We start from the raw sequence: 13903 nt of genomic DNA on the forward strand, positions 1-13903 counted from the left end.
AAACCGCAGTCGAATGGGCGCTGCCAATCAGTCGGCGCCCATCATGCACCTGCACCTGCGCCGCGTCGCTGTCGAGGGCATCGAGCACGCGCACCGAGTACGCCTCAAGCATGTGGCTCTCTACCTCTTCGCGAGTGAACCACTACACGTCGACCGATTCGCTAGAGGTGCGCGCTCCCCTCCAACCGGTCGGCATAGAAACACGAGGGCCACGATGCCGCGCGCCAAGTTCTTGAGAAGCGACTCGCTGGGTCCGTGACCTGCGGTCGCATAATGGATCAAGCTGTGACCTGCGGTGAGCTGTCGACAGTGGCTCACGTTGATCATTACTGGGTGTCCTCCCACGGCTCTGACACGGCCCCGGTCGGCCCTCCTATCCGGGATGAACGCGTCTCCGCGAGACATTCAAGGTGCCCCGACAGGATTCGAACCTACGCACACGGCTACGGAGAGCATGCCGAGACCATCGTGCACAGCTCTCCTCACCTGCGTGTACGCCGAATGGTGGCGCTGCTGTAACGGGTCTCTATCGCATACCGTGCGCGGGTGCTCCACCCCCTCCATCTGGGTCCCGCTGTAGGGCCTCTGAGACCGTCTGCTTCCGCAGGAAGTAGTGCGGCTACGGAGTCGCGCCCCGTGATCGACGTCAATGCCGCAACGACAGATGGGCCAAGCCGCCGGCATTGGTCGTCGTTGGCCGCTGCAGGTCTCCCTCTGACGGTGCAGAGACGGCTCTGGCAGGCGATCTCTTCCCTCTGAACGCGATCATGGTTCCTCGACACCAGTCCGAGTCCGTCTCTGATTTCCTCCCCTAACAGGCACCGCTGTGCCTCCTCTCCGGCGCGGTGCTGGCGCACCCCAGCAGATCTCACGGGGCCACGAGGTGCGTGGTGACACATTCCTTCGTAGACTCGATCAGAGGGGAAGTAGGCAGGTCACCGTTGGAAGCGAGAGCCATGGGGACCAGAGGCCTGGAATCACCTAACATCCTTTCATGTTTGGTATCTCAAGGGGAGCCACCTCCCAATTTGACGTACGAGGCCATTTATGTCTTCGTAAGAGACATCCTCGAAGGGGAAGGTCTCCGACTCCTGACCCATCCGTCTGATTCGCCCGATGAAATACGAAATTGGGCTACTTGGGTCGCACAGGCGTACAATCTCCGCCAAAAATGCTCTGGCAAACCAGCACCCGCAGATGCGGCCGACGTTCATCGCATATTTCGCCCTCTCCTGCGGATATTGCGCAGCTACGACCTAGTTGTAGTGCCTGTTGGCTCGTGGCAGGACGTTCGAGAACTTGAACAGATGGCTTCCGAGGCTGCAAGCGCTCCGGGAATCCTGGTTGCGCTACCTGCGGAGTTCTACGGAGCCGACGACAGCGTTCGCGTGCACGACCCTGACGAGGGCGTAGAGGTTGCCGTCAAGAGACGAGATTTGTGGCCTGGTGTAATCGTGGGCATGAGGACCGGCAGGTCCGTCTTCATTCCTGGCGATACGGCCCACAAATCACTTCACGACATGGTCCAATGGATGCAGATCAGTCAAGAACGCCCAGATGTGAAGCAAGATAAGTTCTCCATACAATGGCGCATAATGGTGCAGAACGCTGCAGCGCGAGACGGGAATGTCCGCCGCCGGATACTGCACTTGAGTGACCTGCATTTCGGCAGAGAGGATGTCTCGAAGCGGCAGTCGTATCTTGTGGCGGCCCTCTCTGGCGAGCTAGAGAGGGCAGACGAAGTAGTAATTACGGGGGATCTCTTTGACCAGCCATGGAAGAGGCATGCTCGAGAGTATAAGACATTCGCCAATACTCTGCGGACCATATGCCGCCGACCCCCGATCTGGGTCCCAGGGAACCACGACCAACGACTCTTCGGAAATAACATTTTCGCGCGCGGTCGACTCCTGCGCGAGCTTGCCGGACTCCATTTCCAGGCATTCGCAGATAACCCAAGAGCGCGTATGGCTTTCTTTTGCTTCGACTCCTGCCGGAGCGGCATCCTCGCAAGAGGTAAAGTGGACGATGATCAACTGTATGAAATGGCCATGGAGTATGAGCATGCAGACAACGAAGGCAGGCTCGACGGCTATCTAAAGGTCGCGCTCGTCCACCACCATCCCTACGAGCCTGACGCTTCGCCGGGAGTTGAGACCCTGATCGATCCACGGACTTGGATCGGCAGGGAAGAATTTGTTGGGTTCGATGGCCGGGAGGAATTTCGCAACTGGTGCGCTGCGCGAGGAATTGGACTGATTCTCCATGGCCACCTCCACACTCCCCGCCTGATCGAAGACTCGATCCCTGTCGATACTGGCAGAGGCACGGACGAGCGACGCCTCATGACGGTAGGGTGTGGGAGCTCCCTCGGCATCCGCCAGACTCCAATGTTCTTCGACATAATTGAGTGGAGTCCAGAATCGCAGTCTTGGACTGTCGAATTCTTTAAGGATCAACGAGGTGGCGGATTCCTTCCGCTTGTTGTGGAGGCAACGCCGAGGATTTCTGAGCACCACCCAACGCGCGGGCGGCATCATCACTAGTCCGGCTCTTTGGCCAAGGCATCAGCGCTGGTCAACCGCTAGATCGAGCTGGTTGAAGCGAAGTGCCCCCGGCAGGATTCGAACCTGCGCACACGGCTCGGGAGGCCCCTTGCGGCTGTGGTAGCGCTGCTGGTCGTGGGTGTGCATGCGGGTACTGAACCTGCTCCAGTCCGCAGATAGTCCACAGGCATCGACATCTGCCTTGTAAGTTCGGCCGGCACGCCTCGCACCTGGTCACGTCATTGACAGGGCCGTTGTGGACAGCCACCCGAGGCTGTCGCCGTCCATGGCCGTTGATGTCAGGCGTAGATGTCAGGCGAGGCCAGTGACCAAGAAGAAGACAAACCTAACTTCACTTCTTCTTTTTCGGTTTGAATGTCATCTGAATACGCGCAAGTGTTGCGACCGACCCGAGCAATTTAATTTTCTTGCTGAAACTTCGGAGGTTAACCTTGCTGAAAGTTGGCAAATCTTGCGGCAAACGCTGCTTTCCATCGAACGCAATGGCGTAGGTCACATATTTCGGTGGCAACCATTTTGCCGCGTCGACAATATTCGAATTAATAGATTCGACGGCCTCGATAAAATCCTTTCTGTATGATTCGTCAGAAATGATCACCTGGGCCGACACGAAGCCCTGAGAGAATAGGTGACTCAGCGTCTGACTCCCCGTGTACTGCTTCACGTGAATTAGATAGCCATCAGCATGCAGAAGGTCGCAGGCTTCGATTTGTTCCCCGTCTTCCGCGAAAAGCGGGTACCTGTCCAAACAGATCAAATCCGACCTGTCCTCGGTAGCCTTCTCGTTGAAGTGTTTTTCCCAATTCTTTTGGCACCCCCAATCGTCCCAGGTGCAGAGGTTCAGAGTTGACGTGACGTCCTTTATTTGCGCAAGGTCATAGTCCAGCCTTTCGGAGTATTTCTCCGCGAGGGCATACCATTTTCCCAGAGTTAGCAGGTAACGCCTATCCTGGTCGCCGGCCTCAAAAACGAGCCAGTGTTTTAGCGGCTTCGCCATACCGGCTGGCTCACCGTTAGAATCCCTGGCCATCACTTTGATATCAGCGAGACTCGACACTCCAAACTTACCGGGGAATTCCAACAGCGCCCCCCTAAGGGATTCGAGAGTCATTACCTCGAAATCCTCGGATGAGTCATTCTTGTACACGGTGAAGTCATGGATGTTCTCAACAGAAACATCGTCGGGTGGCGCGAATGCAAGAACATGAACGTTCAGATCGCTGACGGGCAGCGTGTCGAGGTCGGGCCCCTGCGGTTTGCGCGCACGCTCCTGGAAGACTTCGTTAACGAGTAGCTTCTCTAGGTCTTTGACTATCTCACTCTTCATGCGCAAGGGTTCTAGCGAGTCAATGAAAGCAAGATCTTTATCCGCAATACCGGTCTCTGCCGTAACGAGCATTTTTGTCAGTACATCTCGAACGCTGTAAAGGTTCGTATCAAGCTTAAACGACACTGAGTCCGTAGCGACTACAGCCCCAAGCTCCGGAAATTCGAGTCCCGCATCAAGCTTGCCGACCAATTTTCGAGTGAACTCACCATCCAATTCCACCTCGAAATCACTGATAGAGGAATTGGCCGGGATTTGCACCCACTGCGACCGCGCGGATGCGTCGATCCTGCGGCTACTGATTCCACTCATGGCATTACTGTCAAAGCGTCGGGCGGCAAATTTCAGGCCGAAATTCGCTTCCACCCAAGACCACTCAAGTGTAGAACTGCCATAACCGAAACAGACGGCGAATGTGCGATCCTCTACAGGAAGGAAGATCACAAGCCTATTCGAAAAGTTCAATACGTTTTCCAGCTCGGTGAATGTTGGTGCGAGAAGTTTGGCCCATGCGGGCGCCTTCTCAGACTTGTCCCGCAAGAATGCCACGCACCCCTCAGGCGCCACGGGCGAAGTTGTGAGTTTCCGCATTCCCGATTTATTGCCTGGCCGATATTGAACCCTGAAAGCTTGCTCATGAGATACCAAGCCTTCCCGGAGCAAAAAGCAGTTGAAGCGCAGGGTCGGAGCCTTTTGCGTCATCGTTACCACACCCCCCAGGTGACAGTGCGTGAATTTGTATCACGGTAAGTCCATTTATGGAACAAGTCTGACGACTGCATCCATAACGGGAACAAAGATTCGATTCCCGGTGGGCTCGATTGCGCGCAGCTCGCTCCACCACCCCAACCCACTACTCACCCCAGCTCCCATCCCGTCCGCCTTCGACCCACACACCGTGGAGCGGGCGTGGTTCAGGGCGTCAAGGTGGAGCGCGCCACTGTACGAACGACCTTGACGCCCTGGGCCGCGACTGCTCGGCTCTGCCTGGGTCGAAGGTGGTCGGGATGGGAGCTCACCACGCTCGCCACATCCCGGCCGACACTCGCGAACGGCGCCGGATCCATCCCGGAGTCTGAGCGCCCCCGCCGGAGGCATCTCTCTCGGGCTGGTGTCGCGCTCGGTGCGCCGCCGCCCGGCCGCGCGCGCCGCGCTTGCGCGGCGCCTTGAACGTGTAGAGAAAGTTGTTACTCAGGCTGCGGTGCTGCACCTCTTCGGCTCAGCGCCTCGCATCTGCGCCGTCCGGCATGAGTCGACTCGTGAAGCTGGCGCGGCGCAGCCTGTCGTACGCCGCCGTCACGTCGTCGGGCACCGTCTGGGTGATGGTGAATCCCTGCTTGGGGTAGAGCAACAGCCGCTGTAGAGCACCGACAAGCATGTCGATCACCAGGCGCGCGTCCTGGATGGAGTCCACGTACTCCTCAAGGGTCATCGGAGTGGATGCGCTGACGAACTCGACCTCGGGCCACAGCTTCCGCGCCGTGGCGTACGCGCGCCGCTCCTCGTACGGCTTGCTGATCAGCAGCACTGACGAGACCTCGACGCCGGCCGCTTCCAGGACCGCCCGCGAGAAGCGGATGTTCTCCCCCGTGTTGCGGGCACGGGGCTCGACCAGCACCGCGTCGCCAGGAACGCCCAACTCCAGCGCCCGCTCGCGGTAGTGGACCGCCTCACCGCGCGGCATGCGGTCCTGCGTCGTGCGGCTCGTGGCCCCCGTGAAGACGATGAGCGGCGCCAAGCCTCGCTTGTAGAGGTCAACCGTGGTGTCCGCTACGCCAAGGTCGTGGCTACCGAGACCGATCGCGACCGAGCACGGACGCAGCTCATGGTGCATCTGGTGGTAGTCCCACAGGAGTTGCGCATCGGCCCACGACTGCTCCGAGATCACTGCCGCGCCTCCTGGTTCTGCGCCGAGTCCGGAACCTTGAAGTCGTACTCCCACGCGAAGCGTGAGGCCGCGTGGAGTCCGATGGCGAACTCAACCACCGTGCCGTCGGCGGTGAACGTGGTGCGGTGCAGCTCGACGACCCATTCTCCGGGCGTCAGTTGAAGGAGCTTCGCCTCCTCCGCCGTGGGGACTCGGGCGAAGAGCTGTTCCTTCATGTGGTCGATCTCGTAACCCGCGTCGTACAAGACGCGGAAGCCGCCGCCGCGGCCGGCCGGGCCAGGCGTCGGGTCGACGATGCGCGTGCCCTCGACGTGTTCGGGACGGTAGTAGCTGGTGAGGGTGTGCGTGGGCTGGTCGCCCTCCTTCACCAGGCGGGCGCGTGCGTACACCTCGGCACCAGCAGGGAGACCGTGCGCCTCAGCGACCGCCGGCGGGGCTTCGACACGGGAGACCGTCTGCGTCTGGTCCCCGCGGCGGTACGAGCGGCCAGACGCCACGCGGTCCGCGATGAACGCGACCTCGTCGCCGTCGCGCCACTTCGCCTTGTCGTACCGCGCGATGCCGAGGCGCTTGAGCGGGGACTGCTGCCGTACGACCGTGCCGTGTCCACGCGATGAGGTGACCAGCCCCTCAGCCTCCAGGGCCTTATAGGCCGTGTGGACCGTGGACTTTGAGCCCTCTCCGGCCTCGACGAGATCGCGGATGTGCGGCAGTTGCTGACCCGGCTCGTACTCGCCGTCCCTGATCTGTGCAGCCAGCTTGTCGGCCAGCTCGCGCCACTTCGGTGCCATGCACGCCTCCTCTCGACCCGCCTAGTGAAACACAGTCCCAGGACTGTTGACAGTCCTAGGACTGTGGGTGCACAGTCTCCCTAGGTCGCTCGCAGTCCTAGGACAGCGAAGCGAACGCACTCGGAGGGCCTTCTTTGTGCTGCTCCGAAACGCACGACAAAGGGGCCCCGGACAGATGGGGCCGAGGGACCCGGACCCCTGGTCAACCGGAGGGCACAGACCGAAAGGTCACGTCTCTGCCTGAAACGGGAGCGCGCTCCCGAAGGAGACAGAACTTCTCGTCATTCCAAGACGGACAGACAACGGCGCGGCTCCGGTGCTCGAACACCGGAGCCGCTTTTCGGGCCGTTCCACTGTGAGAGGAGCACGACCCATGGAGTGCATCGTTGCTGGTCATATGGCCGTTACGGCCGTCGAGATCACAGAGCTTGTGCCGGCTGTGGACCTGGACCTGTTCATCGGTCCCAATGCGGAGTCCACCAGCGATCGGGCGGCCAGGCTGGACGCCGCCCGCGACATCCTGGCGGATCTGCGTGAGAGCGATTCCGAGGCTGCGGCTTATGCGGCGGCGCTGATGCATGCGAGGCGGCTTCTGGTGCGGTCGGCTCAGCGCCGCTCCCGCCAGTCGGGGGTGGCGGCGTGAGTGTCACCGAACTTCGCCGCGAGTCGGGTGAGACGTACGCCGAAGGCCTGGCCCGCGCCGCCCGTATCGAGGCAGAGACCGACGCGCTGCGTGCCAAGACCGAATCGGATCGCCGCCGCCAGGCTCTGGTCGATGAGAAGGCTGCGGCCAAGGCGCAGGCGGACATCGAGGCCTCGCTCGCGGAGGCTGCCGACGAGAAGCGCCGGCGGGACGAGGCGCGCCGGGAATCGGCTGAGGCGAAGGCCCGCGCGGCGAAGTCCGCCGAGACCTGGAAGAAGGCCGCGAAGAGCATCGCCGCCGTGTGTGTCCTGGTCTCCCTGCCCCTTCAGATCATGGCGTTCTGGGACCCGCACGCATGGTTCCTGGTCGCCGCGCCCTTCGTCCTCGAAGGCGTGGCCTGGGCACTGCTGACCGGAGCGCAGGCAGCCATCGACGACGGCCGACCGTCCTGGCACTACCGCCTCGGAGCGCTGATCCAGGCGCTCATCGCCGCAGGCATCAACTACGCCCACGGCAGCGAGACGTACGGCATCGCTACCGGCATCGGTGGCGCGCTGTGCTCGGTGATCGGCCCCATGATCTGGGACCTCCACGAGCACGGCCGGATCGCCAAGCGCGAGGGCCACATCCCGCGCTCGGTCCGCCGAGCGGAGGCCCGCGCAGCCAAGCGCGAGGCGAAGCGCATCGACGCGGTCAACGAGGCGCGCGCCGTACGGGACAAGGACGTGTGGGAGCGCGCGCTCGACCTCGCGGCCGCCCTGGCAGAGCAGACCCCGAGCGAGTCGACGTACCGCCGCGCGTGGACCGAAATCCACGGTGCCGAGGTCGGCCAGACAGCCGAGCGGATCGCCCACACGAGGGCCGCGAAGCGCGCCGTGAGGCTCGCCCAGAACGGACCGCTGGAGAAGCCCGAGAAGGACGCAATAGCCCAGGTCGATTCCCAACTGACCTCCGAGGACGGGAAGTCCGCCAAGGGGCCCAAGCAGCCCGGCGAAGACGGACGGAAGCGCAACGGCGGAACCCCTCCCCGACGCCGCCCCGGCACCACCTTGTACAGCTCCGCCGCACGCAGCCAGATGCGGGCGACCGCCCGCGCCCGCACCACCGCTGAGACCTCGGCGTGAGCACCGCGCAGCACCACCCCAACCTCCGTCGTACCGACTCCCGAAGGAGCCCCGCAATGCTTCGCATCGTCCGCACGATCGCCCTGTCCGGTGCCGCCGCCGCTGCCGTCCTCGGGACCGCCGCCACAGCCACCGCCGCCACCCCCCAGACCACAACCACCGCCATCGAGACGGCCGTCGACCGCGCCGCAGGAACCCCGGTCGCCCTCCCGTCCGGCAAGACCCTCCACGTCCGCGGGCTCGACTCGCTCGCCTACCGGGCCGATTCCTCCCACCGCACCGCCGTCGTACAGCTGGCCGCCGGCCCCGCCGGGACCGCCCCCGGCGGCATGGCGGGAATCGACGGCTCGCTGCGGCAGCAGCCCGCGCAGAGCGGCGTCGGCAACGGGCTCCAGCAGCCCGGCTACAACCCCCAGCAGATCCAGACCCAGGCGGGCGGCGGCGCCGCACTCGGCACCGGCGCGGTACTGGCCCTGGTCCTCGGCATCGTCCTGTTCTTCGGCATCAAGGGCGGCAAGGTCTCCAAGGGCTGGGCGTTCACCTCGATGGCCATGGGCGTGGTGGTCGCGGGCACCTTCATCGGCCCGCTCGTCACCCAGCTCGGAGGCTCCGGCGTCACCGCCTTCGGCAACCTCTTCGGCGGCCTGTAACCCCACCACCAGCGGGTTAGCCAGCAAGCCAACTAGTCAGCAAGTCGGGGCGCGGGTACTCCCGCGCCCCATTCGACCGGAGAGGACAGGCTCTGATGACCATCGAGACGACCCGGCCCGTAGCCCCTGAAGACGACGTCATAGATGTGGAGGAAGTCGGCCGCCTGGACCAGCTCAAGACCGCGGCGAAGGCTCGTACGGTCCGCGCGACCGCACATGCCCGCGTCGCTATGGCTCGGCAGCGTGAGGTCGTGTTCGCCCGCGTCGGGGCCTGGTTCGCCACTACCGACGTGACCGACGCCAGGCTCGCGCAGGAGATCGAGACCAAGCGGCGCAAGACGCAGCAGCAGGGAGAGACCGAGCTACGCGCCCGGATCCGCGTGCTCAGGGAGAAGCTGCGGCACGCCGAAGGCGACCAGGCGACCGGCCTTGCCATCGAGCTGGCTGGAGCCGAGTCGCAGATCCAGCTCCGCCAGGACGACGACGCCGACCGATTCAAGGTGACGGGCCGAGACCTGGGCCGGGCCCGCTGGGGCAAGAAGGCCGGCCGACTTGGTGCCGTGGCCCTGGGAGGCTTCGCCTACCTCAACGGCGTCGCGGCCGAACCGCTGCTCGCGCTGGCCTCGCTGGGCGCGGGCCCGCTCGCCTGGTGGTACCTCTCCCGTCCGGTCACCGAGGACGAGAAGCAGGCGGTCATCCCCGCGCAGGCTGTGGGCCACGATGGGGCGGTGCTCCCCGCTGCCGAAGCCCCGGACACCGGCACACCGTTCGTTCCCGACGCGCTCGCGGCCATGGGCCGCGTCAGCCTGATCAAGCCCGAGTCCGGCCGGGTCCAGGGCGAGAAGGACCTCGTCACCGCGCTCATCAAGGCCGGGATCGTCAGTGAGGCCCAGCGGGACGAGACCCACCTTGCCGGTGTCATCCAGCCCTCCGGGCCGGGGTGGACCGCAACCGTGGAACTGCCCCGCGGGACCAAGGCGTCGGTGGCCGTCAGCCGGGTCGAGGACCTCGCGTCCGCACTGCGGATCAAGAAGTCCCGCATCGAGATCTCTGCCGACACCAGCGACGACGGCCACGAGGGCCGGTTCGTCCTGTGGGTCGCCAACGAGGACAACCCCTACGGCAACGGCAAGCACCCGTCCGAGCTGATCGCCGCCCCGGTCTGGGACTTCTGGCAGCAGGGCGTCCCGCTCGGTGCCGACGCCCGGCGCGACCGTCACACGATGCACCTGCTGTGGTCGTCGCTGATGATCGGCGGCCTGATGGGTTACGGCAAGAGCTACCTGGCTCGCCTGGTGGCCGCCGCTGCCGCGCTGGACCCGACCGTCCGCATCATCGTCCTCACCGGCAAGACCGGCCCGGACTGGGCACCGCTGCGGCACATCGCCCACCAGTGGATCGCCGGGGCGACCCCCGACATCATCCGCCGCGTCCTGGGGGTGATGGAGCAGACCATCGGTGAGATGCAGGACCGGGGCACCGAGCTGGACCGCCTGTACGAGGAGGACCCGGCCGCCGTTCCCGAGGGGAAGATCACGCCCGAGCTCGCGAAGAAGGGCATGGGCCCGGTGCTCCTGGTCGTCGACGAGCTGCAGGAGCTCCTGGACGGTGCCGCGCTGGTCCAGGTCGCCATCGAGGACGAGCCCGAGGGCGGGGGCCGGCCCAAGACCCGGTCCGGCCGTGACCTCATGGTCGAAGCCTTCGCCCGCTACGTGCGCGTCACCCGGTTCGTCGGCGGCATGGGCGTCTTCATTACCCAGCGCCCTTCCGCCGATTCGGTGCCGACCAAGCTCCGTGAGGTCTGCGCCAAGCGCGCCAGCTACCGGGTCAAGGGCGACAAGAGCTCGAAGATGGTCCTCGGTGACGACGCGGTCGACGCGGGCGCCGCCCCTCACCTGCTGGGTGAGGCGTCCAAGGGTGTCGTCGTCCTGGACCAGGGCAGCGAGCAGGGCCACGTCACGCTCAAGGCCGATGTGATCGACCTGCCCGAGTTCAGGGACATCTGCCTGCGAGGCCGCGATCTGCGGATCACCGCCGGGACGTTGACCGGTGACGCTGCTGAGTACGGCAAGGAAGACGCGGCCGCGGCCGCCGTCCGGCTCCTGCTGGCCGACTGCCTCACGGTGCTCGACCAGGCCGGGGTCGACCGGGCCCGCACCGAACGGCTGGTCGAGCTCCTGGCGGAGCACCACCCCGGCCGCTACGGCGACCTGACCCGCCCCCAGCTCCAGGCCCGGCTCCGTGACGCGGCCGCCGGCACCACCCGGAAGCTCGGGGCGATAGACGGCATGGCCAACCCCAACGGCTACACGCGCGAGCAGATCGCCGAAGCACACGGGAAGACCGGCAAATAGGGGCAGACCAACCCGGTCCGAGACCCGATCATCCCCCGGTCGCCGCCCGGATTGCTCCGGTATCCGACACGGTCACCGAGGAGCCCGAACCGGTCGCCCGACCACCCTGACCCACCCGGCGACCGCCCGGCAAACCAGGACAAACAAGGCGTAGACCGAGGGGTGACCACCCACCCGACCATCTCCCAAACCAGTACAAACCGTTGGAGAGAACGTCAGCGACCGCACGCAGCTCTGCGGCAGGCACTGACCGCTGCCCCGCCCGGGGCGCTCCCTCCGCCTGGACAGCACGGGAGCGCCCCACCACCCCCAACCACGCACCGGACCGAAGGAGAAGTCATGGGCAAGAGGACCGTCTGGAAGCGGACGGAGCGCGATGCCAAGGAGTTGTCCCGCATTGCGAAGGTCGGCGATGTCTTCTACACGGTCGCGGACGTCGCGACCAACCTCGCGCCGTACGAAGACGCCCAGCTCTACAGCCAGCACCGAGTCGAGTACATGCACCCGCTGTTGGGCGCCCCGATGATCTGCGGCTCGCTCAGCGTCGAGGGCCTGGTGCTCCGCTTCGGCCCCGTCTACACGGAGCAGCCGGCAGGGATGCGCGGCGTTCACCAGCCCGGCCCGCAGTACGCCGGACCGCTGCCCGAGGGCACGGGGTTCGGCCGCGATCTGTCGGACGCGGAGATCAGGAGCCTTGAGGCCCAGGTCGCGGGCAAGCCCCGCCGCCTGCGGAGCCTGCTCGGCTGACGACTGCTCCTGCCATCTGCACTGACCGTCAACCACCGAGGGAGAGACCGAGATGAGCAGCAAGCACCAGTCCGTACGCGACTACATCGCCGCCCGCCAGGCCGGAGACGCCGACCGGGCCTCCCAGATCGCGCAGGAGGTCGCGGCCCGGTTCACCACCCGCACCACCGATGGCAGCGAGGCGGCAGAGATCGCCGTAGCCAGCATGACCATCCCGCTCGGCACGTCGGCCTGACCGTTGCCCGATCCGCCCGTCTCGTACGGGCGGTGAGGGGAGCCCGGTCAGACCACCCGGGCCCGGAAGGAGAAGGCCATGGACCGCCGCGAGGCAGTGCTGAAGAAGGCCGCCGACCTGGTCCAGGCGCACGCCGACAGCGGCTGCGCCACCGACCCCAAGCCGATGTCCGAGGCAGTGAAGGCAGCCCGCGCCGCCGGAATCAGCCTCCAGGAGATCGCCGACTACAACCGCGCACGGATCCGCCAGCACCACTGAACGGACCGGGGCGCTCCCTCCGCCTGGACAGCACAGGAGCGCCCCACCACCCGACCACGGCACAAGACCGCAGGAGGTAGTACGAGATGAGCACGACCGCCACTGCCAGAGCAAGCCACGCCCCGGCCGAACTCCCGGTCACCGCGCTCGATGTCGACGGCCTGGTCGTCGAGATCGAGCGCTACCTGGCCGCCCGCGTACGGACCACCGCGCACCCGCTCCTGACCAAGACCACGCAGGAGCTGGTGACCGAGGCGCTCGCGCAGCTCGGCACCGCGCTGGCACCCGACGGCGCGGTGCGGCTGACGGCCCCGTCTGCATTCCTGCGCCGCCTGCCCGACTGGGTCCTCGGCTTTCCTCTCCTGCGGGCCTGGCACGGAGGCGGGCGCCCCATCACCGCAGCCGAGAACCTCGAGTTGGTCGCGCTGGTCATCGAGCGCTTCGGCTGGACCCAGGGCACCGAGCGCGGCAACGCCGGACAGCGCTGCCTCATCGGCGCCCAGTACGTCCTGCACCGCCTCGGCTACGGCGACGTCGACACCCTGCGCCGCGCCTCGCACTTCCTGCAGGACACGCTCGGCACCGAGGCCGGTTCGTACGTCGTGTGGAACGACCGAGAGGGCCGCACCCGCGACCAGGTCCTCCGCCTCGTCCGTACCGCGGCCGCCAACGCCCGGGAGGCAGGGCGATGACCGACGCACTGATCACCTACACGGTCCGCTGGTCCGACGACGAGACCGGCGGGTTCCACAGGACCAACGTCCGTATGCCGCATTACGACGGCCGCTTCGTCCGCCGCAACATTGCCCGGCGCTGCCTCGGAGGACCCGAGCACGCAGACCGCGTCCTGGTCCTCTCCGTAGCAAAGGCGGTCTGATCATGGGCATCAACGTGTCGCACGGTGAGGACTTCTTCGGCGAAGAGCGGCGGTCCGCGACCACCATCGCCAACCTCGGTGCGTACCTCCGCTCGGTCCTCACTGGTGACGACTGGTCCCGCATCCAGTTCCTCTTCGACGGCGCTTTCGCCGACGAGATCGCGGTCGAGCCGGCCCGCGCGCGGGAGATCGGCAACATCCTGCACAGCGCAGCGAACCACCCACGGATGAAGCGGCAGTGGGCCGCCGAAGCTGCGGTCTTCGCCCGCGCCGCCAACCGCGCAGCCGACGCCGGGGAGTCCTGGACCTGGAGCTGAAATCCGCTCCACAGCCCGGACCGACACGGTCCGGCCATTTCCCATCACACGAACTATCTGCCCGGGGCGGCCGCCCAATCTCGCCAAAGACTCACGGCCGCCCCGGGTTCTCCCTGCCTGAAAGA

Annotated in this window: 14 protein-coding genes; 11 read left to right on the top strand and 3 right to left on the bottom strand. The window is 65.3% G+C overall.

Annotated features, from left to right (window positions below; translation table 11 throughout):
• Positions 1 to 1241: 1241 nt before the first annotated feature.
• A complete protein-coding gene (locus tag SLUN_RS19455; protein ID WP_159100290.1) occupies positions 1242 to 2546 on the top strand; it encodes a metallophosphoesterase family protein in 1305 nt (434 codons plus the stop codon).
• 352 nt (positions 2547 to 2898) lie between these two features.
• Here SLUN_RS19455 and SLUN_RS19460 read toward each other — a convergent pair whose 3' ends face one another.
• The 3 genes from SLUN_RS19460 to SLUN_RS19470 form a co-directional block, all read right to left on the bottom strand.
• Positions 2899 to 4596, bottom strand: a complete 1698-nt coding sequence (locus SLUN_RS19460) for a DUF6119 family protein (RefSeq protein WP_108150065.1) — start codon at positions 4594 to 4596, stop codon at positions 2899 to 2901.
• 517 nt (positions 4597 to 5113) lie between these two features.
• On the bottom strand, positions 5114 to 5782 hold the full coding sequence (locus SLUN_RS19465) for a YdcF family protein (RefSeq protein ID WP_108150067.1): 669 nt from the start codon (positions 5780 to 5782) through the stop codon (positions 5114 to 5116).
• Positions 5779 to 6573, bottom strand: coding sequence for a GntR family transcriptional regulator (locus SLUN_RS19470; protein WP_108150069.1), 795 nt, complete (start codon positions 6571 to 6573; stop codon positions 5779 to 5781). The genes SLUN_RS19465 and SLUN_RS19470 overlap by 4 nt, the downstream gene beginning before the upstream one ends.
• Positions 6574 to 6946: 373 nt before the next feature.
• Between SLUN_RS19470 and SLUN_RS19475 the strand changes: the two genes are divergently transcribed.
• The 10 genes from SLUN_RS19475 (at position 6947) to SLUN_RS19520 (ending at position 13778) form a co-directional block, all read left to right on the top strand.
• The gene (locus SLUN_RS19475) at positions 6947 to 7216 is read left to right on the top strand and encodes a hypothetical protein (protein ID WP_108150071.1); all 270 of its coding nucleotides are present in this window, start codon (positions 6947 to 6949) and stop codon (positions 7214 to 7216) included.
• Positions 7213 to 8340, top strand: coding sequence for a hypothetical protein (locus SLUN_RS19480; RefSeq protein WP_108150073.1), 1128 nt, complete (start codon positions 7213 to 7215; stop codon positions 8338 to 8340). The genes SLUN_RS19475 and SLUN_RS19480 overlap by 4 nt, the downstream gene beginning before the upstream one ends.
• A 56-nt stretch (positions 8341 to 8396) precedes the next feature.
• Positions 8397 to 8990, top strand: coding sequence for a hypothetical protein (locus tag SLUN_RS19485; protein ID WP_108150075.1), 594 nt, complete (start codon positions 8397 to 8399; stop codon positions 8988 to 8990).
• 95 nt (positions 8991 to 9085) lie between these two features.
• The gene (locus tag SLUN_RS19490) at positions 9086 to 11344 is read left to right on the top strand and encodes a hypothetical protein (protein WP_108150077.1); all 2259 of its coding nucleotides are present in this window, start codon (positions 9086 to 9088) and stop codon (positions 11342 to 11344) included.
• A gap of 339 nt (positions 11345 to 11683) precedes the next feature.
• The gene (locus tag SLUN_RS19495; protein ID WP_108150079.1) at positions 11684 to 12091 is read left to right on the top strand and encodes a hypothetical protein; all 408 of its coding nucleotides are present in this window, start codon (positions 11684 to 11686) and stop codon (positions 12089 to 12091) included.
• 52 nt (positions 12092 to 12143) lie between these two features.
• Positions 12144 to 12326, top strand: a complete 183-nt coding sequence (locus SLUN_RS19500; protein WP_108150081.1) for a hypothetical protein — start codon at positions 12144 to 12146, stop codon at positions 12324 to 12326.
• 78 nt (positions 12327 to 12404) lie between these two features.
• Complete coding sequence (locus SLUN_RS19505; protein ID WP_108150083.1) at positions 12405 to 12584, top strand: hypothetical protein; 180 nt, start codon at positions 12405 to 12407, stop codon at positions 12582 to 12584.
• A gap of 86 nt (positions 12585 to 12670) precedes the next feature.
• The gene (locus tag SLUN_RS19510) at positions 12671 to 13276 is read left to right on the top strand and encodes a DUF6197 family protein (protein WP_108150085.1); all 606 of its coding nucleotides are present in this window, start codon (positions 12671 to 12673) and stop codon (positions 13274 to 13276) included.
• Positions 13273 to 13461, top strand: a complete 189-nt coding sequence (locus SLUN_RS19515; protein WP_108150087.1) for a hypothetical protein — start codon at positions 13273 to 13275, stop codon at positions 13459 to 13461. Before SLUN_RS19510 ends, SLUN_RS19515 begins: the two co-directional genes overlap by 4 nt.
• Positions 13462 to 13463: 2 nt before the next feature.
• Positions 13464 to 13778, top strand: a complete 315-nt coding sequence (locus tag SLUN_RS19520; protein WP_108150089.1) for a DUF7739 domain-containing protein — start codon at positions 13464 to 13466, stop codon at positions 13776 to 13778.
• Positions 13779 to 13903: the final 125 nt, after the last annotated feature.

This window comes from Streptomyces lunaelactis (genome assembly GCF_003054555.1).
Classification (GTDB): domain Bacteria; phylum Actinomycetota; class Actinomycetes; order Streptomycetales; family Streptomycetaceae; genus Streptomyces; species Streptomyces lunaelactis.